Genomic DNA, 22,252 nt, shown 5'->3' with positions numbered 1-22,252 from the left:
GGACAGCCGGAATTGTGAGCTGGACGTGTCGCTCGGACCGGACTTACCGTCGAAGGCATGGCTGCTCCGACTTCCGAGACCACCTCCGCAGACGTCTTCTGGGCCGACGCCGCCAAGCACCTGGTGCGCTACGGCGGCGCGTTCACCCGCGAGATCATCGACCGCGCCGAAGGCAGCTTCGTCTTCACCGAAGACGGCCGCCGCATCCTCGACTTCACCTCCGGCCAGATGAGCGCGATCCTGGGGCACTCGCACCCGGAGATCGTCGACACCGTCCGGCGGCAGGCCGCGAAGCTCGACCACCTGTTCAGCGGCATGCTGAGCCGCCCGGTCGTCGACCTCGCGCGTCGCCTCGCCGAGACGTTGCCCGCGCCGCTGGAGAAGGCGCTCCTCCTGACCACCGGCGCGGAGTCCAACGAGGCCGCGCTCCGCATGGCGAAGCTCGTCACTGGCAAGCACGAGATCGTCTCGTTCGCGCGATCGTGGCACGGCATGACGCAGGCCGCGGCGAGCGCGACCTACAGCGCCGGCCGCAAGGGGTACGGGCCCGCCGCGCCCGGCAACTTCGCCATCCCGGCGCCGAACGCGTACCGGCCGGACTTCACCGACGCCGACGGTCACCTCGACTGGCGGCGTCAGCTCGACTTCGGGTTCGAGATGATCGACGCGCAGTCGGTCGGCAGCCTTGCCGCGTGCATCGTCGAGCCGATCCTCAGCTCGGGCGGCATCATCGAACCGCCGGTGGGCTACTTCGCCGCGCTGGCCGAGAAGTGCCGGGAACGCGGCATGCTGCTGATCCTCGACGAAGCCCAGACCGGGCTCTGCCGCACCGGCACCTGGTACGCGTTCGAGCGCGACGGCGTCGTCCCGGACATCCTGACGCTGTCGAAGACGCTCGGCGCGGGGCTGCCCCTCGCGGCGGTGCTGACCAGCGCCGAAATCGAGCAGGAGGCGCACGACCGCGGGTTCCTGTTCTTCACCACGCACGTCGCGGACCCGCTGCCGGCGGCCGTCGGCAACACCGTCCTGGACGTCCTGACCCGCGACCGCCTCGACGAGCGCGCGCTTCAGCTCGGTGGCCTGCTGAGGCACGGCCTGCAGCAGATCGCCCACCGGCACGAGGTCGTCGGCGACATCCGCGGCCGCGGCCTGCTGGCCGGGCTGGAACTGGTCGTCGACCGGGAAACCAAGCGCAGCTCGGACGAGCTCGGCGCGCGCGTCACGGCGCGCTGCCTCGAGCTCGGGCTGCACATGAACATCGTGCAGCTGCCCGGCATGGGCGGGGTGTTCCGCATCGCGCCGCCGCTGACGGCGTCCGAAGAGGAGATTTCGCTGGGCCTGTCGATCCTGGACGAAGCCATCGGGGACGCCGTCAAGGCGCTCTGAAAACGGAAGGGCCTCCTTGCCGGCCCGGGGAGCCGGCAAGGAGGCCTTCCTTCACGACGACGTCAGAAACCCGCCGTCACCTTGGTGAAGTCCCAGTCGTTCTGGGCGATGCCGCTGCAGGTCGACTGCACGCCACCGCCAGGACACCCACGATCCCGGTTGACCGACCAGAACGCCAGCCTGCCGAGCTTGTTCGTCTTGGCCCAGTTCGTGATCTGGGTCCAGGTCGACAGGTCGGTCAGCTCCTGCTGGTCGGACAGGCCGTTCATGCCCGAGATGCCCAGGTGGCTGTACGCCGTGGCGTCGTTCCAGCCGAACGTCGACTTCAGCTTGTCACGCAAGCCGTTCGCCGCGCTCACCGTGCTGCTGTACATGTTCGCGCCGCCACCGAAGTCGAACGGCATGATCGTGTACACGTCCACGTTGGCGCCCAGGGCCTTCGACTGGTCGATGAGCCGGTTGCCGTAGTAGTTCGGGCCGGTCGTCGACGTGCCGAACGTCAGGATCGTCTGCACGCCCGGGTTGTTCTGCTTGACGATCTTCAGCGCGCCCAGGATCCGGTCCTGCACGGCCTCGTTCTCGAACTCGTCGGAGTTCTCGATGTCGATGTCGATCGCCTTCAGCCCGTACGCGTTGATCACCTGCTGGTACGCGCCGGCCAGCGCGGCCGGAGTCGAGCAGTTCGGGCCCAGCTTGTTCCCGCTCCAGCCACCGAACGACGGGACGACCTGGCCGCCCGCCGCCTTGATCTGCGCGATCGCCGTGGCGTCCGCGCTCCCCTGCAGGGGACGGCTGCTGTCCCACGCCGGGTTGCAGCCACCGGAGGCGTTGATGAACGCCATGGTGAACCACTTGACGCCGGTCGCGTTCATCACCGTCTGCGGGTTCGGCGGGCTGCCCCAGCCCATGTAGAGGTACGGCGCGCCGCGGCCACCCGGCGGGGGCGGTGTGGTCGTGGTCGGCGGGGTCGTCGTCGTAGGCGGCGGTGTGGTCGTCGTGGGGGGCGTGCCCCCAGCGGAGCACGAACCCCCGTTCAGCTTGCAGTTCGACGGCGCGACGTACGAACCGGAGTACGCCACGTTGAAGCCGAAGCTGGCGCTCGAGCCGTTGCCGACGTTGCCGTTCCACGAGTTCTTCACCGTGACGTGCTGGCCGGACGCGGTGTAGCTGCCGTCCCAGAGCGAAGAGATCTTCGCCCCGCTCGGCAGGTCGAACTCGACGGTCCAGCTCGCCAGGGTGGACCCGGATCCGTTGGCGATCGTGTACTTGCCCTCGTACCCGGTGCCCCAGTCGGAGCCCTTCGAGAAGGTCGCGGACACGCCGCCCGCCGCGTTCGCCGGCGCGATCACGAACATCGCGCCGATCGTGGCGGCCGCGGCCGCCAGCCCGAGCGCGGGCAACCACCGGCGGCTCACGACAGGCCGTTCTTCATCGCGGTGATGAGCTCGCCGCCCGTGGTGTCGCCGGTCAGCTCCCAGAAGAAGGCGCCGCCGAGACCCTGCTGCTTGGCGTAGGACATCTTCCCGCCGATGGTCGCCGGGGTGTCGTAGCTCCACCAGTTGCTGCCGCACTTCGCGTACGCGGTGCCGGCGAACGTGCCGGTCGACGGGCAGGTGTTCTTGAGGACCTTGTAGTCCTCGATGCCCTGCTCGTACGTGCCCGGCGCGGGACCGGTCGCCGTGCCGCCCGGGGTCGCCTGCGTGACGCCGGTCCAGCCGCGGCCGTAGAACCCGATGCCCAGCAGCAGCTTGCTCGACGGGACGCCCTTGCTCTTCAGCTTCTGGATCGCCGCGTCGGAGTAGAAGCCCGGCGTCGGGATGCCGCTGAAGTTGGTCAGCGGCGAGTGCGGAGCCGTCGGGCCCTGCGCCGCCCAGGCGCCGAAGTAGTCGTAGGTCATGACGTTGTACCAGTCGACGTACTGCGCCGCGCCACCGTAGTCGGCGACGTCGAGCTTGCCGCCGTTGCTGCCGTCGGCGGTGATCGCCGAGGTGATCAGGAACGACGAGCCGAACTTCGCCCGCAGCGCGCCCATCAGGTTCTTGTAGGCCGCGGCGCCGCTGGTGTCACAGGAGAGGCCGCACGAGTTGGGGTACTCCCAGTCGATGTCGATGCCGTCCCAGATGTCCGCCCAGCGCGGGTCCTTGAGCAGGTTGTAGCAGGACTGCGCGAACGCGGCGGCGTTCTGCGACGCCTGCCCGAAGCCGCCGGAGTAGGTCCAGCCGCCGAACGACCAGATCACCTTGAGCCCGGGGTGCAGCTTCTTCAGCTTCCGCAGCTGGTTGAAGTTGCCGGCCACCGGCTGGTCCCAGGTGTCGGCGACACCGTCGACGCTGCCCGCGGCGTCGTAGGTCTTCTGGTAGTCGGCGTACGGGTCGTCGTTCGCCGTGCACTGGCCGTTCTTCACGTTGCCGAACGCGTAGTTGATGTGCGTCAGCTTGCTCGCCGAGCCGGAGGTCTCGATGTTCTTGACGTGGTAATTGCGGCCGTAGACGCCCCACTGCACGAAGTAGCCGACGTTCTTCAGGCCGCCGGTCTGCGGCGGCGTGGTGGTCGTCGGGGGCGTGGTCGGCGTCGTCGGGGTGGTGGTCGGCTGCGTCGGGGTCGTCGGCGTGGTGGTCGGGGTGCCGCCGCCGGCGTCGCAGGAACCGCCGTTCAGCCGGCAGTTGGCGGGCGCCGAGTAGGTGCCGGAGTAGCTGACGTTGAAGCCGAAGCTCGCGGTCGAGCCGTTGCCGACGTTGCCGTTCCAGCTGTTCTTGACGGTGACGTGCTGACCGGCCGTGGTGTAGCTGCCGTCCCAGAGGGAGGCGATCTTCGCGCCGGACGGGAGGTCGAACTCGACCGTCCAGGCGGCCAGCGTCGAGCCGGAGCCGTTGGTGATCGTGTACTTGCCTTCGTAGCCGGTGCCCCAGTCGGAGCCCTTGCTGAAGCCGGCGCCCACGCCGCCGGCGGCGCTCGCCGGCACGGTGACGAGACCGACCGCGATCGCGCCGACCGCGGTGAACAGACCGAGGAGGTGCCATCTCTTTCTGGACATCGCTCTCCCTTGAGCCAGGTGCAGGGGACGGCGCGGCCACCAGGCGGGGACCAGGGTGGTGATTTTGCGCCGTTTGCGAAGACGTTACGTGGTCCAGACCAATTAGGGAAGCACAACCACGGAGAGTGCCGAACAGCAGGTGACCAGCTGAGACGTTGGCGTGTTCACTGGTCCAGTCCAGTTACGCAAAGCAGCCGAGCCCGGAGTGTTCCGGGCTCGGCTGCGGGCGGTTCGGGTCAGCGTTGCGGAGGCGGTCCCCAGCCCGGCTGCTGGGGCGGGTACCCCGGTGGCATCGGCTGCCCGGGCACCGGCGGCGCCTGGTTCCACGCGGACGGCTGGTTCCCCGCCTGCTGGTTCCACGACGGTGGCTGCTGGTTCCACGCGGCCTGCTGCGGCTGGAACCCGGCCTGCTGCGGCGGGCTCCCGACCGGCGTCCCCGCCCCGGGCTTCTTCCGCCGGTTCCGGATCCCGGTCACCAGGCTCTTGGTCCCGAAGACGACGATGAGCACCCCGCCCCCCATCGCGGCCCAAGTCCCGGCCTTGTCGGAGCTCCGCTGCTCGTCGACCGACTTGCGGCCGGTCTCCGAACCCGTCGTGGAGGTGCTGACGCATTCGTCGCCGGCCTGCATGAGCCGCCCGCCGCAGCGGACGGTCGAGTCGCCGAGTTTGCTGAACCCACCGGCGATCGCGACGATCCCGAACAGCACGACCAGGCTCGAGATGATGATGCGCTTCATTCCCGCGTTTCTCCTTGTCCTCAGCGGTTTTCGTTCAGCCACTCGGTGGCGCTGCCGATCGGGTCGTGCCCGCTCCCGTGGAGCTTCGCGCCGTGCCGGCGCAGTTCCGCTTCGACCTCGGCTTCGGTCTGGCCGATCCGGTGAGACGCGATTTCGAGATGGGTCGCGCTCTCCTTGATCTCCCACGCGAGGTCGAGCACGAGGTCTTCGGCCACCGACACGAGCGCGGCCCACGCCGCGCGGGGTCCGTCCGGCGAGTCGGAGACGTTGATCCCGGCCGGCCGCCCCCACTCGTGGACGCACCCGGCGCCCCCGTTGAGCGAGTCCGACGCCACGTAGAACTGGCGCGCGATCTGAGGCAGCGTCTCGACGGCGAGGAAGTTGAGGTCGCCGAGGTCGACCTTCAGCCCGCCGAGGTCGGTTTGCTCGAGCAGCTTCGGTTTCGGCATGGCGAAGGAGCTGGGATGACTGGTCACCGTTTCCATCGCGTCGGTGATCAGCCGCTCGAGGTGCGCCTCGGCGTCGCGGATCTTGTCCGTCAGCGTCTTGAGCGCCGCCGCGGCCGTCCCGATCACCTCGTCCGGCGTACTGCCGGCGAACTCGACCTCGGTCTTGTTCGGCGTGCTGCCCGCGTTGAGCAGCGTTCCCAGCGCGGGGAGCGCCGTGGCGACACCGGCCAGGACCGGTTGGATCGGGGTGGGGAACAACGCGGCGATGGTGAACACGGCGGTGACGATGGCGAGGCCGTCGTTGACGACGTGCCGGCCACGGTCTTCCACCGCTTCGAGGGTGCGCCGGGCGATGGTGAGGACGTCTTCCCGCGCCTTGCGCCAGATCTCCTGCTCGGCACAGAGCGTCGCCCCGGCGAGCAGCGCGACGGCGTACTGGCCGTGGATCACCGCCGGCAACGGGGTGCAGAAGTTCTGGTCGAAGGCGAGGATCATCGCCCCGTTCATGTCGTCCCCGCCGATCTTCTTCTGCAGGAAGGCGACGGCCTCGAGCGCGGGGTTGCCGACGCCGCTGACCGTGTTGCCCTCGCTGGTCATGGAGACGGTCCAGGCGGCTTCGCGGAGCTGCTCGACGTACGACTCGAAGCTCTCGGGGTCCGGGAGGTTCCGCCACGGCCGGAACATGTCCCGGACGGTGTTCTCGAAGTGGCGGTAGACGAGCGTGCCCGCGTCGGCGCCGGACCCGTACTCGAAGCCGTCGACGAAGGGAACACCGAACCCGAGGACCTGGCCACCCGACGTACGTTCCGGCTTGCCCGGCGGCGTGATCTGAACGCCTTCGCCGCCCAACTCCCGCTCGTAGTTGCCGCGGAAGTTGAGCTGCCAGCCGTGGGCGTACATGTAGAACTCGATCGCCCGGTCGATGATCTTCTCGACGAGCTCGTCCACCTCGTCCGCGTACGCCATCGCCATTCCCTCCGCGCCGGTACAGGTCACGGTGATCACGCGCGAAGGGGCCAAACGGCTTAGCGGTAATACAACACAGCGGTAATACAACACAAAGGAGCCCCCTCTTGCGAGGGGGCTCCAGTGCTGTCTCAACCAGACGTGCGCCCGAAGGGATTCGAACCCCTGACCTTCTGATCCGTAGTCAGATGCTCTATCCAGCTGAGCTACGGGCGCGTGTTCAGTTGTTCTCTAACCTAGCACCCGGCGAACCGGGCACCAGCGGAGGCTCCGGGATTTGAACCCGGGAGGGGGGGTTACCCCCAACCGCATTAGCAGTGCGGCGCCATAGACCAGACTAGGCGAAGCCTCCTGGGCCCAACGACCACTGCTCAGATAGGTTACACACCCCCCGATCACCCTCCGACAGCACCCCCCTCACGCTCGCTGCAGCAGTCTGAGCAGGCGCGGAGAGCGTCCGCCGAGGCCTTCCGCCTCGAACGTCGCGATGCCGACGCGGGGCAGTTCGCGCACTCCCGGGTAGACCAGATAACGCGGCACCCAGCGTGGCTGGAACTTCGCGTTGAACTTGTACAGCGTCTCGATCTGGATCCAGCGCGAAAAGAAATGGAGCACCTTCGCCGCCGTCTTGGCCACCGGGCCGGCGCCGATGCGCTGGCCCTGTTCCATCAACGCCCGGAACGCCGCGAAGTTCAGGGACACCTGCTCGACGCCGTGCCGCCCCGCCGTCAGCAGGAGCTCCGAAATCATCAGCTCGTTGACGCCGTTGTCGGCCCCTCGGTCGCGGCGCATGACGTCCAGGGAAAGACCCGTCGAGCCCCACGGCACGAACTGGAGCACGCCGCGCACCCGCCCGCCCTGCTCGGCCGTCACCAGCACCGAGCCCGGGTCGCCCATGCGACCCAGCGCCATCGAGAAGCCGCGCTCGGTGTCCGTGCCGCGCCAGTTCGCCGCCAGCGTCTCCAGTTCGGCCAGTTCACCGGGACGCAGGTCTTCCGTCCGGCGCACCAGCACCTTGTAGCCCGCGCGCTTCGTGCGGGCCGCGGCCTGGCGGACGCCGCGCATGACGCGTCCGTCCAAGGTGAACCCGTCGACGTCGACGACCGCTTCGTCGCCGATCTCCAGGACCTCCAGGCCGAAGCGGGCCCAGACCGTCGCGCCGAGCTCCGAAACGCCCATCGCCGCCGGCACCCAGCCGTTGCGGCGGCAGACTTCCAGGTACTCCTCGATCGCGCCCGGCCACGCCTCGTGGTCGCCGAGCGGGTCGGCCGAGCACAGCGCCACCCCGGCGATCACGCGGTAGGTCACCGCGGCCTTGCCTGTCCGCGAGAACACCGCGAACTTGTCCCGCCGCAGCGCGAAGTAGCCGAGCGAGTCCCGCCCGCCGTGCTCGTCCAGCAGCTTGCGCAGGCGCGCGACCTCTTCGTCGGACAGCCGGGGCGCCGGCTCGGCCGAGCGCAGCAGGAAGTACGCCGAAACCAGGACCGCGGCGAGCCCGAACAGCAGGCCGACGGCCGCGGTCAGGTCCTCCAGCCACATCTGGTGGAACACGGCGGGCCCGCTCGCACCGACCAGCGCGAGCGCGGACTCCGCCAGCCGGTCCGGGAAGCTCATCGGCTCCAGGACCGCCCGCGAAGCCACCGACAGCAGGATGACGTTGATCACGAACCCGGCCAGCGCCAGCTGCAGGAACACGCGCACCGCGCGCCAGCGGCCGACCACCGGGTCCGGCTTCGCGACGAAGTAGCGCCGGCTCGCGATCAGGCCCACCAGCAGCACGACCGAAACCAGCCCGGCGCCGAAGACGTGCCGGAGCCCGATGTGCGACACCGTGAGCAGCACCGTCGCGCCGATCGCCAGCTGCCAGGCCCGGCGCTTGCGGCGTCGCAGGCCCGCGGCCAGCAGCACGAGCAGCACGCCCGTGACCAGCGCGACGGTCGCCGCCGCGACCGTCGCCTCCTGCGGCAGCTCCAGCCATTCCGACAGGTGCCCGCGCAGGTTCCGGCGCCCGGCGGGCACGAGGACCGACACGAGTGTCATCAGTCCCGCCAGCCGGGTCACCCAGGTGATCACCCCCACCGTGGTGGCTCCCGCCACCCGCCAGGTGGTCTGCGCGCGTGTCCCCGTCACCACCTGTACAACCCGTGGTGAACGATCATGCTTCCCCCATCTACCCGCCGGCGAGCTCCACGAACGGCGTCAACGCCGCCGGGTTCGCCAGCGCGTCGCGGCTGACGGCCCGGTCGGGAGCCACTCCGGCGAGGATCTTCTTCACCGGTACCTCACACTTCTTACCGTTCAAGGTACGAGGAATCTCCTGGACCACGACGAACCGATCGGGTACATGCCGCGGTGACAGCGCGCTACGGAGCTCCTTCTTCAGCCGGGGCTCGACGTCTTCGAGCGCGGCACCGTCGGCGAGCACCAGGAAGCAGATCAGCTGCCCGTCCTCGTTCCCGGCGGCCGAGGTGTCCACGACCAGGGAATCCGCGACCTCGTCGTAGCCCTCGACGACCCGGTAGAACTCCGCCGTGCCCATCCGGACGCCGCCGCGGTTGAGCGTCGAGTCGCTGCGGCCGTAGATCACCGCCGAGCCGCGGCCGGTGACCCGGATCCAGTCGCCGTGGCGCCACAGTCCCGGGTACATCTCGAAGTAGGCCTCACGCAGGCGCGAGCCGTCGGGGTCGTTCCAGAAGAACACCGGCATCGACGGCATCGGCTTCGTGATGACCAGCTCGCCGACCTCCTCGACGACGGCGTTGCCGGCCTCGTCGAACGCGTTGACCGCGGCGCCCAGCGCCGGGCAGGACAGCTCCCCCAGCCACACCGGCACGTCGGGCGCCGACGCGACGAAGGCCGCGCACAGGTCGGTGCCGCCGGAGACCGAGCAGATCTGCACCTTCTTCCCGACCTCGTTCACGATCCACCGGAAACCCTCGACGCTCAGCGGCGCCCCGGTTGAGCCGAGCGCGCGCAACGCCGTCAGGTCGTAGCGCTCGGCGGGCTTGACGCCGGCCTTCAGGCAGCTCTGGATGAACGGCGCCGACGTCCCGAAGTACGTCACGCGGTGCTGCTCGGCCAGGTGCCAGAGCGCGTTGAGGTCCGGATGGCCCGGGCTGCCGTCGTAGAGCACGATCGTCGTGCCGACCAGCAGGCCGGAGATGAGGAAGTTCCACATCATCCAGCCGGTGGTGCTGAACCAGAAGAACCGGTCACCCGGCCCGAGGCCCGTCTGCAGCGCGAGGGCCTTGAGGTGCTCCAGCGTGATGCCGCCGTGGCCGTGCACGATGCCCTTCGGCAGGCCGGTGGTGCCGGAGGAGTAGAGCACCCACAGCGGGTGCGCGAACTCGACCGGCTCGAACAGCAGCGGCGCGCCCTCGTGCTTCGCGAGCAGTTCGGCCCAGTCGAGCGCGCCGTCCATCCGTCCTTCGCCGACGTACTGGACGAGCACGGTCGCGGCCAGCGACGGCAGCTTCGCCTGGAGGTCGGCGACCGTCGTCCGGATGTCGAACTGGCGGCCGTTGTACGCGTAGGCGTTGACCGCGAAGAGCACCTTCGGCTCGATCTGCACGAAGCGGTCCGCGACCGCGCGGACACCGAAGTCCGGCGAGCACGACGACCAGATCGCCCCGATGCTCGCCGCGGCGAGGAACGCGACCAGCGTCTGCGGGCAGTTCGGGGCCAGCGCGACGACGCGGTCGCCCTTGCCGACGCCGAGTTCGAGCAGCGCCGCCCGGGCCGCGCCGACCTTCGCGCGAAGCTCGCCGTACGTCAGGTGGTCCGCGAAGCCGTCTTCGCGGTGGAAGATCACCGCCGTCTCGTCGTCGCCCTTCGCGGCGCCCGCGACACCGGGGGTGAGCGCGTGCTCGGCGTAGTTCAGCGTGCCGCCCTCGAACCAGACGGCGTTCGGCATCTCGCCCGAGAGCACCTCGCCCGGCTGGTCGTGCCAGCGGACGCCGAGGAAGTCCGCGACCGCCGTCCAGAACTCCGGACCGCGGTCGACCGAGAACTCCCAGAGCGAGCGGTAGTCGTCCACCTCGACGCCGCGTTCGGCGCGCAGCCACTGGCGGAAGGCTTCGATCTTGGTGTCGGCAACGTGGCTCGGCTCAGGGCGCCAGAGCACTTCGGGGGCGTCGGCGGTGTGCGTCACGGCACGAGCGTAATCCCGATCAGCGCAGGTGGGCGTCGAACCAGCTGAGCGTCCGCTGCCAAGCCTCCGCGGCCGCGCCCGGGTCGGCGTCGAAGCGGTGGTTCGCGCCCGGGTAGTGGACGACGTTCGTGGCGACCTTCGCCGATGCCGCGGCATCGCGCAGGCGCTCGACCTCGGCGCCGCCCGCCTCGTCGCCGGCGTCGCCGTACATGCCGAGCCACGGGCTGGTGAGCTTCCCGGCGATCTCGACCAGCGCGGGCAGTTCGGCGGACTGCTGCCCGCCGACGCTGACGGCGGCCCCCAGCCGGCGGTGCGAGGCGACGACGAGCGCGGCGGTGCCACCCAGGTCGAAGCCCATGACGCCGAGCAGGTCGGCCTGGACACCGCGGTCGACGAGCCAGGCGAGTGTGATGTCCGTCGCGTCGAGCAGGTCCTGCTGCGTCAGCTCCGCGTTTTCGAGGTGCGGGGTGACGGTCAGCCAGCCTTCGAGAGCGAGGCTCGCGAGCAGCATCTTGACGCCGTCGGTGACCCCGTCCGCCTCGTGCAGGACCACCAAACCACCGCGTAGCGCGCCTTCGGGTTCCGAGAAGGTCAGGCGCAGGGCTCGGCCGTCGGTGCGCTGGTAGTCCACGGTGCTGGTCGACGTCATACGTCACTCAATCACTTCGAGGTGAACGGCGGGAACCCAGTTTGGCAGCTCTCCCGGTCACATACCGCCTGAAGGGAGTCGCGGGGGCGGCGCACGGAAAAGATACGGTGGCCGGGTCGTCCCGTCGAATTCCAGGAGCGCCGAAGATGCCGTCCGTGTCCCCGCGTGCCGATCTCGAATCGTTGCCGAAATACGTTCCCGGCCGGACGATCGAAGGCGCCATCAAGCTGGCGAGCAACGAGGTCCCCGGCGGTGCGCTGCCGAGCGTCGCGCAGGCGATCGCCGAGGCCGCGGCGGGCATCAACCGCTACCCGGACACCGGCTCGCAGGCCCTGCGCGAGCGGCTGGCACGCGACCTGGACGTGCCGGTCGAGCACGTCGCGATCGGCTGCGGCTCGGTCTCGCTGTGCCAGCAGACGATCCAGGCGGTCTGCGCGCCCGGCGACGAGGTCATCTTCGCCTGGCGCTCGTTCGAGGCGTACCCGATCGTCACGCAGGTGGCGAACGCCGTGTCGGTGAAGGTCCCGATCACCGAGGGCCAGGAGCTCGACCTCGACGCGATGCTCGCGGCGATCACCGACCGGACGCGCGTGGTCTTCGTCTGCAACCCCAACAACCCGACCGGCACGGCGGTGCGGCGCGCGGAGCTGGAGCGGTTCCTCGACGCGGTCCCCGAGCACGTGCTGGTGGTGCTGGACGAGGCGTACAAGGAGTTCGTCACCGACCCCGAGGTGCCCGACGGCGTCGAGTACACGCGGACGCGCCCGAACGTCATGGTGCTGCGCACGTTCTCGAAGGCGTACGGCCTCGCGGGCCTTCGCGTGGGCTACGCCGTCGCGCCGGAGCCGATCGCCGACGCGCTTCGCCAGGTGTACGTCGCGTTCTCGGTCAACATGCTGGCCCAGGTCGCGGCGCTCGCGTCGCTCGACGCGGCGGACGAGCTGCTGGCCCGCTGCCAGGAGATCGTCGCCGAGCGCGGCCGGGTGCGCGACGAGCTGCTCGCGGCCGGCTACCAGGTGCCCGAGACGCAGGCGAACTTCGTCTGGCTGCCGCTGGGTGACGACGCGGTGCCGTTCGCGGAGCACGCGCTGGACCGCAAGCTGGTGGTGCGCCCGTTCGCCGGCGACGGCGTGCGCGTGACCATCGGGACCCGCGAGGAGAACGACCTCTTCCTGGCTGCGGCGCGGGAATTCACCCGCTGAACTGCTTGACCACCAGCTGGATCACGGCGGCGACGCCGATCACGACGATCACGCCGCGCAGCACCGCCGGCGGCAGCTTCCGGCCGATCTTCGCGCCGAGGAAGCCGCCGGCGGTCGACCCGACGGCCAGCCAGAGCACGACGGGCCAGCTGATCGGCGCGACGAACGCGTAGATCACCCCGGCGACGACGTTGACGACGGCGGCGAGGACGTTCTTGACGCCGTTGAGCTTCTGCAGCGGCTCGGACAGCAGCATCCCCATGACGGCCATCAGCATCACGCCCTGCGCGGCGGTGAAGTACCCGCCGTAGATGCCGATGAGGAAGATGAAGAACATCAGCAGCGGGCCGGCTTTGTGCTCTTCGCCGTTGCCTTCGCGGCGCTTCGCGACCCACTTCGAGACGCGCGGCTGCACGATCACGAGGATCACGGCGAGCCCGACGAGCACCGGGACGACGGCTTCGAAAGCGTCCTTCGGCAGCGAAAGCAGCAGGATGGTCCCACCGATGGCGCCGAAGAAGGAAGCGACGGCGAACTGGGCGGTCTGCCGCCAGTAGCCCTTGAGCTCGTGCCGGTAACCCCAGGCACCGCTGAGGGTCCCGGGCGCCAGCCCGATCGCGTTGGACGTCGTCGCCGTCACCGGCGGATAACCCAGCGCGACGAGAACGGGGAAGGTGACCAGAGTCCCCGACCCGACGACGGCGTTGATGGTGCCGGCCCAGATCCCGGCGACCACGACGATCACCGCGTGCCACCACGTCATGAAGCACTCACGTGCGGAGCCTAAGCATCGTGAGCCGGTCCCGCGACGCAGATGTGTCTGGGCAGACAGTCACCGCGGCGTGAAGACGCAGAACTCGTTGCCCTCCGGGTCCGCCATCACCTCCCATTCGACGTCGCCGCCACGTTCGCGGAGCAGCGTCGCGCCCAGTTCCAGCAGCTCGGTCTTGTCACCGAAGACGTCCAGGTGCATGCGGTTCTTGACCGTCTTCTTCTCCGGGACCGGGTTGATCCAGATCAGCGGCCCGTTGCCGTCCGGGTCGACGATCGGGACGGGCCAGTCGTCCGGCCGCGTGTCACCGGTGAGCGAGTCGCGCCGGACGTAGCCCATGGCGCGGCACCACCAGTCGGCCAGGGCCTGGTGGTCGTTCGCGTCGAGGGCGAGGTCCTTGAACCGTGCGGTCATGGCGTGATCATGACAGCGACCACCGACGGTTTCCGGAGCTGAGAGGATGGGTGCCGTGGACAACGAGCAGGTCTGGAGCGCGACCGTCGACCGGCTGCGGTCGCTGATCGACTCCGGGAAGCTGCCGCCGGGCTCCCGGCTGCCCGCCGAACGCGTCCTGTGCGAGGACCTCGGCATCAGCCGCGGGTCGCTGCGGCAGGCGCTGCGCGTGCTCGACTCCATCGGCTACGTCCGGATCCGCGCCGGCTCGGGCACCTACGTCCGTGAGCAGCGGGAACAGCCGCTGCGCAGCTGGTTCACCGAGCACGACCAGCTCGTCGAGAAGCTCTTCGACCTGCGCGCGACCGTCGAGCCGACCCTCGCCGAACGGCTGGCCCGGCAGGCGAGCGCGAAGACCGTGAGCCACCTCGAGGACAACGTCGCCGAGATGGCGCGGGCCGCCGAAGAGGGCGACATGCTGCACGTCATCGCCGCCGACGCCGAGTTCCACCGGGTGATCGCGCAGAACGCGGGCAACGACGACGTCGCCGGGCTGCTGCGGTCGGTGCTCGCCCTGGTCGGCGAGGAGCGGCGGGCCGCGCTGCGGCTGCCCGGCCAGATCCGCAAGGCCGTCGACGACCACCGGGCCATCCTCGACGCCATCCGCCGGTCCGACCCGGCCGCGGCCCGCGAACTGACCCTCAAGCACCTGGTCGACGCCAAGACCTACGCGCACGACTACGCCGCGGAGGAACGCTGATGGAGAAGGTGCACTTCACCGAAGAAAAGGCCACCATGCTGGCCACTCTCTACGGCCGCGCGCTCGACAGCCGCGAAGCCGACCCGGTGCTCGGCGACCACGCCGCCGACGAAGCCGTCCGGCAGATCGACTACGACTTCGCCAAGCTCGGCATCACCCGCGACAGCGCGGCCAGCGTCGTGCTGCGCGCGAAGCCGATCGACGAGTGGGCCGCCGGCTACCTCGCGAAGCACCCGGACGCGATCGTGCTGCACCTCGGCTGCGGCATGGACACGCGCTTCCAGCGCCTCGCGCCGCCGGCGACCGTCCACTGGTACGACGTCGACTACCCCGAGGTCGTCGAGCTGCGCGAGAAGCTCTACGCGCCCGCACCGAACCACACGAACATCGGCACGTCGGTGACCGATTTCGGGTGGCTCGACCAGGTGCCGTCGGACCGCCCGGCGCTGATCGTCGCCGAAGGCCTGACCATGTACCTGACGCCGGAGGACGGCACCGAGCTCGTCCGCCGGCTGGTCGCGAAGTTCCCGTCGGGCGAGCTGATCTGCGACGTCTTCAGCAAGCTCGGCATCAAGACGCAGAAGCTCAACACCCCGGTCCGGCGCTCGGGCGCGACCCTGCGCTGGGGCATCGACGACCCGCACGAGCTGGAGCGCCACGGTCTCGACCTGGTGTCCTCTTTGGACGCCGCACACTGGTCAACGCCCGAGGTGCTGGCCCGGCTGCGGCCGTTCACCCGGTTCCAGCTGCGGATGCTGAAGTACTTCCCGTCACTGGCCCGGATGGCACGGATCGTGCGGTACCGCTTCTAACGCGACTCCAGCACCCGCGCGACGAACTTGTGCAGCCTCTCCTCCATCCGCGCGAGGCGTTCTTCCAGCGTGAGCGTCTCGTACGGCTGGGGCACGTCGGACTTCAGCTCGCCGCGGACGTACTGGCAGCAGGCCAGGTTCCCGCATGCGTAGGCGCCGAGCGTGTTGCCCTCCCGGCCGGCCTTCCCGGCGCGCTTGCCGGAGAACAGCGTGATGTCGGCGAGCCCGTGGGTCGTGGTGCAGAAGCCGCAGATGTTGCTGCGCAGGCGGGACTTCGGCGGCGCGGCCGCGCGCAGGGCGAGCCCGATCAGCTCGCCGCCGTACGGCAGCACGAGGTAGGCGCGCCCCGGCGCCTTCGGGTCGCGCCAGCCGAGGAACTCGCGCCGTTCCCACGGGATCTCTTCGGGCCGGGCGGGCAGCGTCACGCCCTTGGCCTCACCGCGGGTGCAGTTGACGAACGAGGCCCGGATCTCGTCCTGGCTGTATCGAGCCGGGCTTCGCCCGGGCCGGGGGCTCCGCCACCCGGACCCCCCGGAAAAGACGGTAAGTGGCTCCATGATCCGCACGCTAACCACCGGCCACCGTCGGTGGCCACGCATTTTCGGCCGTACGATCGACGCCGTGCGCAAGATCGCCGTGAAGAACTTCCGGGTGGTGTTGCGCACCAGCCTGGGCTTCGCCGGGCTCGGCCTCGGCTCCAGCGTCGCCGGGTCCGCGGTCGTCGCACTGCTCCTGCTGCTGCAGGGCCTGCCGGGCGACGTCGGCGACCGCGGCTGGATCCTCGGGCTCACCGCGGCCGGGATCGTCGCCGTCTCACTGCTCGCCGGGACCCTGTGGACGGCGTGGCTGCAGCGGCGCACCGCGATCTGGTTCGTGCTCGGCCGGCCGCCGTCGGAAAGCGAAGCGAAACGCGCGCTGCGGCTGCCCGTCGACATGGCCGTGGTCAGCGGCACCCTCTGGCTGATCGGCACCGCCGTCCTCAGCGTGCTGGCCGGCGTGCTCGGCTCGGGCGGCGACGCCGTCGGCATGGCCACCGTCATCGGGCTCGGTGGCCTCACCACCGTGGGGCTCACGTACCTCGCCGCCGAGTGGGTGGCGCGGCCGGTCATGACGATCGCGCTGGGCGTCCTGCCGCCGCGCGGGTCGCTGCCGGTCACCGTGCTCACCCGGCTCGTCGTCACCTGGGCGCTGGCCAGCGGCGTCCCGTTCGTCGGCGTCCTGCTCGTCGCGACGCCGCCGGACCTCGGCTCCGGCAACCCCACCGCCAGCCTGATCATGCTGTCGGTGATCGGGCTCGGCGTCGGCGCGATCGGCACCGCCCTGCTGGCCCGGGCCGTCGCGGCGCCGCTGCACCGGCTGCGCGTCGCCCTCGACCGGATCGCGCACGGCGACAACGACGTCGCAGTCGACGTCGACGACTCCAGCGAGATCGGCCTGCTCCAGACGTCGGTGAACCAGCTCGCCGCGGGCCTGCGCGAGCAGGCGCGGATGCGGGACCTCTTCGGCCGCCACGTCGGCGCCGACGTCGCCCGGCACGCGCTGGAGTTCGGCGCGTCGCTGTCCGGCGACGTCCGCGAGGTCACGGCGTTGTTCGTCGACGTCGTCGACTCGACCGCACTCGCCTACCGCACGCCGCCGGAGGAGCTCGTCGAGAAGCTGAACCGGCTGTTCGCCGCGGTCGTCTCGGCGGTCGGCGCGCGCGGCGGCCTGGTCAACAAGTTCCAGGGTGACGCCGCGTTGTGCATCTTCGGCGCCCCGACGCGGCTCGCGGACGCGCCGACGGCCGCGCTGGCCGCCGCCCGCGCGATCCGGGACGCCGTGTGCGCGAACGGCGAGCTCGACCTCGGCATCGGCGTCTCGAGCGGCCCGGTGTTCGCCGGGCAGCTCGGCACCAGCAGCCGGCTCGAGTACACCGTGATCGGCGACGCCGTCAACGAGGCCGCGCGGCTGACCGAGCTGGCCAAGGCGGTGCCGTCACGGATCCTCGCGAGCGACGCCGTCGTCTCGGCGGCGCTGCCGAGCGAACGCGCGCACTGGGAGAAGCACGGCGAGCTGGAGCTGCGCGGCCGCCAGGAACCGACGCCGACCTGGACAGCCGGCCCGGATCCTCAGGACGGCTGACCCAGCTCCGGCCAGGTCAGCACCGTCGAACCCCAGGTCAAACCCGCACCGAACGCGCTGAGCAGCACGCGGTGCCCGGCGACGAGGGTGCCGTCGGCGTGGGCGTCGGCCAGGGCGAGCGGGATGGACGCGGCGCTGGTGTTGCCGACGCGGTCGATGTTGGCGACGACGGCGTCGGCCGGCATGCCGAGCTGCTTCGCCGTCGCCTGGAGGATCCGGATGTTCGCCTGGTGGCCGACGAAGCGGTCGACGTCGCCGACCATCCAGCCCGCGCGTTCCAGCACGGTCCGCGACGACTCCGCCATCCGCGCGCACGCGTGCCGGAACACCGCGGTGCCCTGCATCGCGAGGAAGCGGTCGCTCGGCTGGTCGGACAGCCGCCGCCGCGCGCCGCCGGCTTCGACCCACAGCAGGTCGGCGAACTCGCCCTCGCTGTGCAGGTCGAACGGCCCGAACGCGCCGGGCTCGCCGGGCTCACCCGCGCGCAGCAGGACCGCGCCCGCGCCGTCGCCGAAGATCGGGACGGTCGTGCGGTCGTCGGGGTCGATCAGCGTGGTGAAGGTGTCGGCGCCGATCACGAGCACGCGCTCGGCGAGGCCGCCCGCGAGGAACCCCGCGGCGGTGGCCAGCGCGTAGACGAACCCGCTGCAGACGGCGTTGACGTCGAAGGCCGCGGCCGTGCCGAGCCCGAGCCGGGCGGCGACCTGCGGTGCGCTGGCCGGGCAGGGCTGGTCGGGGGTCGACGTGGCGAGGACGACGACGTCGGCGGAGCCACCCGCGAGGGCTTCGCGCCCCGCACCGACCGCGAGGTCCACAGTGGACTCGTCGGGTCCGGCGACGCGGCGCTCCCGGATGCCGGTGCGGGTCCGGATCCACTCGTCGGTGGTGTCGAGCCGGGCGGCGATCTCGTCGTTGCCCAGGACTGTCGTCGGCAAGCACGAACCGATTCCGGTCAGCACGGCGGCAGGTGCGGGCACGGGAAAGCCTCCCCACGCCGGCGGGTTGGCGGGCAGACCGGCTGGTCTTCCACTTCTATGCGCTACCCCCTGGTAGACCGGTCAGTTGTGTTCCAGGTCACTGAAAAAGTTGTTTCACTTTCCCCTCGGACGGAGTAGTGAGCGACGTCACCCAAGAGTGAGCGCGGAGCGAACGCCGGGCGAATCGTCGGGGGTCCCGGCTAGCCTGCTGGAGTGCACACTCCCGACCTCGACCAGCTGGACATCGCCATCCTCGCCTGCCTCCAGGAGGACGCCCGCACCATCGCCGAGACGATCGGGGCGAAGGTCGGCCTCTCGGCCGCGGCGGTGCAACGGCGGATCAAGAGGCTGCGCGAGGCGGGCGTCATCGAGCGCGAGGTCGCGGTGCTGTCCCCGGCGGCGCTCGGGCTGAGCATGACGTTCGTGGTCATGGTCGAGATGGAGCGCGAGAACCTGGCGGTCCTGGACGCGTTCCGCCGCCAGATCCTCGCCGACGACTGCGTCCAGCAGTGCTACTACGTCACCGGCAACGCCGACTTCGTGCTGGTCGTGACGTGCCCGGACATGGCGGGCTTCGAGGCGTTCACCCGGCGGATGTTCTTCGACAACCCGAACGTCCGGCACTTCACGACCAGCGTGGCGATGGACCGGGTGAAGGTCGGGCTCAGCCTGCCGCTGGAGCCGTAGGCGGGTCCGGGACCACCGCTTTCCCCCAGCGTTCCGGAGGACATATTCTGGAACGCTGTCCATTTGGGGGGAAGCATGCTTCGACAACGCCGGATCTTCCTGGCCGCGACTCTGATCGACGCGCTCGGCAGCGGGCTGTGGGTGCCGTTCGCGCTGCTGTTCCTGGTGCACGGCCAGGGCATGGGCCTGCTCGACGCGGGGACGTCGCTGAGCACCGGCGCGCTGCTCGCGCTCGTCACCGGCCCGGCGACCGGGGCCGCCATGGACCGGTTCGGGCCGCGGGCCCTGCTCATCGCCGGGAACCTCGTGCGCCTCGGGGCCTTCTGCGCCTACCCCCTGGTCCACACCAGCTGGCAGGTGGTCGTCGTTTCGGTGGTCGCCGGCTTCGGCGACCGCCTGTTCTGGACGTGCAACGCGCCGATGGTCGCGCGGCTCACGTCCGGCAGCGAGACGGACCGCATGCTGGCGACGCAGACGGTGGGCCGCTTCGCGGGCGCGGGGATCGGGGCGGCGGCGACGGCGGTGCTGCCGACGATCACGAGTCCCTGGGCGTTCCACCTCCTCGCCTACGTGAACGCGGCGAGCTTCGCGGTGGCGGCGGTCCTGATCGGGTTACTTCCCGCACTTTCACGTGAAAGTGCCCACCAGGGGGCCGCACTTTCACGTGAAAGTGCGGCCCCGGGGAGCTGGCGCGCCGTGCTCGGCAACCGGCCCTTCACCGGGTTCTGCGTCACCCATACGGCGTTCACACTCGCCAGCGCGAGCAAGTTCGCCGTGCTGCCGCTCGTCGTGCGCGATCTCCTGCACGGTCCACAGTGGATCGCCGGGACCGCGATCACGCTCGGCACCGTGGTCGTCGTGATCGCGCAACGCCCGATCGTCGCCCTGCTCGCCGGGCGCAGCCGGACCGCGGGGCTGATCGGCGCGGCGACGCTGTTCGCGGTTTCCTTCGCCCTGCTGATCCCGTTGGAAATGGTCCCCCTGCACGTCGCCACCGCGCTGATCCTGGTGACGAGCCTCGGCTTCTCCGTCGCGGAGTCGATGTTCGGCCCCACCGGCACCGCGACGGCCGCCGCGGCCGCACCCGCCGGCGCCGAAGGCCGGGCCAGCTCGATCTTCCAGCTCTCCTGGGGCCTGCCCATCGCGCTCGCGCCCGGTTTGCTGGCCGTCCTGCTCAGCGTCAGCAACGCGCTGACCTGGTCGGTCCTGACCCTGACCTGCACGGCGGCGATCCCGGCGCTGCTCCTGCTGCGGAAGAAGCTCCCCGGCGCCCTGCGCGAACCGTCACCAGCAGTCGCCGAATGATCGCAAGGGGTGTGTGCCGGACGTTACACCACAATGGACGGATGCAACCGATCAAGTGAACGTGAGAGTTTCTCCGTCATGCCGCGAGGCCCCGGCCATCTCCTTGCCGAACAGTTCGCGCCGCGCGAACCACCCGGACTCCAGGAGGGGCCATGCAGACCGACGCAGTTCACCAGAGCCAGTTCGTGGTGCTGAACGAGAGCACCACGCCCGTCCTGTCCCGCCTCTCCTACCACGCCGACGAGCCGTTCGCGGTCACCGTGGCGTTCCGGACCGAGCGCGGCCGGTGGATCGAATGGACCTTCGCGCGTGACCTCCTCGTGGCCGGCCTCGACGACCCGGCCGGTCTCGGCGACGTCCGGGTCCGCCCCGACCTGTCCGACGACGAGGACTTCCTCACCCTGGAAATCGAGTCACCGGACGGCTATGCGTCGTTCGAGCTCGAGGTCGAAGACGTCCGGACGTTCCTCGACGCGTCCTACGAGCTGGTGCCGCTCGGCGAAGAGAGCGCGCACTTCGACGTCGACGGGCTGATCGAGGAGATCAGCAACGTCTGACCCCTGAACCTCCCCTTCCCGCGGCGAGGACGAGGGCGGGTTTCGAGTGCGCTGGAGGCACTCGAAACCCGCCCTTCGCTGTTTCCGGGGAGGGATCAGCTGGTCCGCAGCGTGGTGCCGGTCGCCGACAGCGCCGCGCCGATCGGGAAGAAGTACGTCACGGACGTGTTGCCGCCGGACAGGATGCCCTGCGCCGAGTTGCCCGCGATGAAGCCGCCGCCGGAGTCACCGGCCGCCGAGCGGACGTTGGTCGCGGTCATGCCGTTGACCGTGCCTTCGGCGTACCGGACGCTCTGGTTCTTGGCGCCGATGGTGCCGCAGGTCCAGCCGGTGGTCGAGCCGGCCTTGCAGACCGACGTGCCGGTCGCGGCGTTCGACGAGCCGCGCACCGCGGTGCCGTTGTTCATCTGGCCGACCGGGGTCCAGTTGCTGTTGGTCCGGACCGACGCGTAGTCGCTGCCCGGGAACCGGTAGGTGCCCCACGAGCCGAGCGAGGCACCGTTGGAACCGGTCAGCGAGCCGCCGCCGGTGAGGGCCGCGCAGTGGCCGGCGGTCAGGAAGCCGGTCGTGGTCGAGAAGCCGACCGAGCAGCGCGACGAGCCGCCGATGTAGTAGGCGTCACCACCGCGGATGTTGGCGTGCAGCGTCGGTTTCGCGGCGGCGTCGAGGATCGTGACCGACGACTTGTCCACACCGGACCGGGTGAGGAAGGCGTCGGCGGCGCCGCGCTGGCCCTGCAGGACGGAGAGCGTGACGCGGTTCGTGGTGGAGTCCACGCCCCAGCCCGTGATCGCGTACGGCGCCGAGCTGTCGAGGGCCCGGAACTTGTCCACAGTGGAGTCGAGCTGGCGGGCGCTGAACTTCACGACCTCCGCCTCGGCCCCGGACGCCTGGATCTTCGCGACCTCGGCGGCGTTCGTCGTCTGGATGTGCGCCTTGCCCGTGGCGGCGTTGTAGGTGGCGCCGCCGAACGCGTCGCCGAGCGTCGCGCTGACGGCCTCGGTGACCTTGTTCGCGACGTCTTCGCTCTTCAGCCGCGTCAGCACCTGGTCGTGGGTCAGGCCCAGGTCGCGCTGCATGGCGGGCACGATGTCCGGGTTCAGCAGGTCCTGGCCCGACGCGGGGACGGCGAGCGTGACGAGCGCACCCGTCGTCATGACCGCGGCGGCAGCGGCACCGAAGAGTCTGGCGATCTTCATGCTTCTCCCTAGGTGGTTACGCGCGGCGCTGAACCGGCCACGCAGTGGTACTCCCCTGGGTGAGGGTCCCCGCAGTGGGCGTTACGGTGCAATCCG

20 protein-coding genes and 2 tRNA genes are annotated in these 22,252 nt (G+C 70.3%); 8 read left to right on the top strand and 14 right to left on the bottom strand.

Annotated features, from left to right (window positions below; all coding sequences use genetic code 11):
• The first annotated feature begins 57 nt into the window (after positions 1-57).
• Entirely contained in the window at positions 58-1,386 is a 1,329-nt protein-coding gene (locus ACZ4TR_RS36705; RefSeq protein WP_465292655.1) for an aspartate aminotransferase family protein, read from the top strand.
• 62 nt (positions 1,387-1,448) lie between these two features.
• Here the strand turns inward: ACZ4TR_RS36705 and ACZ4TR_RS36700 are convergent, their stop codons facing one another.
• The 9 genes from ACZ4TR_RS36700 to ACZ4TR_RS36660 all read right to left on the bottom strand — a co-directional run bounded on the left by ACZ4TR_RS36700 (position 1,449) and on the right by ACZ4TR_RS36660 (position 11,371).
• The gene (locus ACZ4TR_RS36700) at positions 1,449-2,741 is read right to left on the bottom strand and encodes a cellulose binding domain-containing protein (RefSeq protein WP_465293096.1); all 1,293 of its coding nucleotides are present in this window, start codon (positions 2,739-2,741) and stop codon (positions 1,449-1,451) included.
• Positions 2,742-2,797: 56 nt separating this feature from the next.
• A complete protein-coding gene (locus tag ACZ4TR_RS36695; RefSeq protein ID WP_465292653.1) occupies positions 2,798-4,420 on the bottom strand; it encodes a glycosyl hydrolase family 18 protein in 1,623 nt (540 codons plus the stop codon).
• Between the two features lie 236 nt (positions 4,421-4,656).
• Positions 4,657-5,157: a hypothetical protein gene (locus tag ACZ4TR_RS36690; RefSeq protein WP_465292651.1), complete on the bottom strand. Its 501-nt coding sequence runs from the start codon at positions 5,155-5,157 to the stop codon at positions 4,657-4,659.
• Between the two features lie 20 nt (positions 5,158-5,177).
• Entirely contained in the window at positions 5,178-6,572 is a 1,395-nt protein-coding gene (locus tag ACZ4TR_RS36685) for a hypothetical protein (protein WP_465292649.1), read from the bottom strand.
• A 142-nt stretch (positions 6,573-6,714) separates the two neighbouring features.
• A tRNA-Arg gene (locus ACZ4TR_RS36680) sits at positions 6,715-6,788 on the bottom strand.
• A gap of 46 nt (positions 6,789-6,834) precedes the next feature.
• Positions 6,835-6,924, bottom strand: a tRNA-Ser gene (locus ACZ4TR_RS36675).
• A 65-nt stretch (positions 6,925-6,989) separates the two neighbouring features.
• Entirely contained in the window at positions 6,990-8,705 is a 1,716-nt protein-coding gene (locus ACZ4TR_RS36670) for a phosphatidylglycerol lysyltransferase domain-containing protein (protein WP_465292648.1), read from the bottom strand.
• Positions 8,706-8,742: 37 nt separating this feature from the next.
• On the bottom strand, positions 8,743-10,722 hold the full coding sequence (locus tag ACZ4TR_RS36665) for an acetoacetate--CoA ligase (RefSeq protein ID WP_465292646.1): 1,980 nt from the start codon (positions 10,720-10,722) through the stop codon (positions 8,743-8,745).
• Positions 10,723-10,741: 19 nt separating this feature from the next.
• Positions 10,742-11,371: a dienelactone hydrolase family protein gene (locus ACZ4TR_RS36660; protein ID WP_465292644.1), complete on the bottom strand. Its 630-nt coding sequence runs from the start codon at positions 11,369-11,371 to the stop codon at positions 10,742-10,744.
• A gap of 146 nt (positions 11,372-11,517) precedes the next feature.
• On the opposite strand from ACZ4TR_RS36660, the gene hisC reads away from it, so the two are divergent.
• A complete protein-coding gene (gene hisC / locus ACZ4TR_RS36655; RefSeq protein ID WP_465292642.1) occupies positions 11,518-12,573 on the top strand; it encodes a histidinol-phosphate transaminase in 1,056 nt (351 codons plus the stop codon).
• On the opposite strand, the gene ACZ4TR_RS36650 is transcribed toward hisC, so the two are convergent.
• Entirely contained in the window at positions 12,563-13,336 is a 774-nt protein-coding gene (locus tag ACZ4TR_RS36650) for a sulfite exporter TauE/SafE family protein (RefSeq protein ID WP_364528333.1), read from the bottom strand. The two genes, hisC and ACZ4TR_RS36650, sit on opposite strands and share 11 nt — an antisense overlap.
• A gap of 69 nt (positions 13,337-13,405) precedes the next feature.
• Positions 13,406-13,759 carry a VOC family protein gene (locus tag ACZ4TR_RS36645; RefSeq protein ID WP_465292640.1) on the bottom strand — a complete coding sequence of 118 codons (354 nt, stop codon included), beginning with the start codon at positions 13,757-13,759 and terminating at the stop codon, positions 13,406-13,408.
• A 55-nt stretch (positions 13,760-13,814) separates the two neighbouring features.
• Between ACZ4TR_RS36645 and ACZ4TR_RS36640 the strand changes: the two genes are divergently transcribed.
• Complete coding sequence (locus tag ACZ4TR_RS36640) at positions 13,815-14,498, top strand: FadR/GntR family transcriptional regulator (RefSeq protein ID WP_465292638.1); 684 nt, start codon at positions 13,815-13,817, stop codon at positions 14,496-14,498.
• On the top strand, positions 14,498-15,310 hold the full coding sequence (locus ACZ4TR_RS36635) for a class I SAM-dependent methyltransferase (RefSeq protein ID WP_465292636.1): 813 nt from the start codon (positions 14,498-14,500) through the stop codon (positions 15,308-15,310). Before ACZ4TR_RS36640 ends, ACZ4TR_RS36635 begins: the two co-directional genes overlap by 1 nt.
• On the opposite strand, the gene ACZ4TR_RS36630 is transcribed toward ACZ4TR_RS36635, so the two are convergent.
• Positions 15,307-15,780 (bottom strand): FBP domain-containing protein, encoded by a 474-nt coding sequence (locus ACZ4TR_RS36630; protein WP_465293094.1) that lies wholly within the window; start codon positions 15,778-15,780, stop codon positions 15,307-15,309. The two genes, ACZ4TR_RS36635 and ACZ4TR_RS36630, sit on opposite strands and share 4 nt — an antisense overlap.
• 151 nt (positions 15,781-15,931) lie before the next feature.
• On the opposite strand from ACZ4TR_RS36630, the gene ACZ4TR_RS36625 reads away from it, so the two are divergent.
• Positions 15,932-17,431, top strand: a complete 1,500-nt coding sequence (locus tag ACZ4TR_RS36625; protein WP_465292634.1) for an adenylate/guanylate cyclase domain-containing protein — start codon at positions 15,932-15,934, stop codon at positions 17,429-17,431.
• Here the strand turns inward: ACZ4TR_RS36625 and ACZ4TR_RS36620 are convergent.
• Entirely contained in the window at positions 17,419-18,408 is a 990-nt protein-coding gene (locus ACZ4TR_RS36620) for a beta-ketoacyl-ACP synthase III (RefSeq protein ID WP_465292633.1), read from the bottom strand. The two genes, ACZ4TR_RS36625 and ACZ4TR_RS36620, sit on opposite strands and share 13 nt — an antisense overlap.
• Positions 18,409-18,621: 213 nt before the next feature.
• Here ACZ4TR_RS36620 and ACZ4TR_RS36615 point away from each other — a divergent pair, with 213 nt between their 5' ends.
• From ACZ4TR_RS36615 to ACZ4TR_RS36605, 3 genes are all read left to right on the top strand, one after another.
• On the top strand, positions 18,622-19,095 hold the full coding sequence (locus ACZ4TR_RS36615) for an Lrp/AsnC family transcriptional regulator (RefSeq protein WP_364528310.1): 474 nt from the start codon (positions 18,622-18,624) through the stop codon (positions 19,093-19,095).
• Between the two features lie 75 nt (positions 19,096-19,170).
• A complete protein-coding gene (locus ACZ4TR_RS36610) occupies positions 19,171-20,400 on the top strand; it encodes an MFS transporter (protein WP_465292631.1) in 1,230 nt (409 codons plus the stop codon).
• 152 nt (positions 20,401-20,552) lie between these two features.
• Positions 20,553-20,957: an SsgA family sporulation/cell division regulator gene (locus tag ACZ4TR_RS36605; protein WP_465292630.1), complete on the top strand. Its 405-nt coding sequence runs from the start codon at positions 20,553-20,555 to the stop codon at positions 20,955-20,957.
• 95 nt (positions 20,958-21,052) lie between these two features.
• Here ACZ4TR_RS36605 and ACZ4TR_RS36600 read toward each other — a convergent pair whose 3' ends face one another.
• On the bottom strand, positions 21,053-22,156 hold the full coding sequence (locus tag ACZ4TR_RS36600) for a S1 family peptidase (protein ID WP_465292628.1): 1,104 nt from the start codon (positions 22,154-22,156) through the stop codon (positions 21,053-21,055).
• Positions 22,157-22,252: the final 96 nt, after the last annotated feature.

The sequence above is a fragment of the Amycolatopsis sp. NPDC028719 genome, assembly GCF_055565395.1.
Note: the sequence above shows the minus strand (reverse complement) of the source record. Positions and strands in the feature narration are given on the sequence as shown.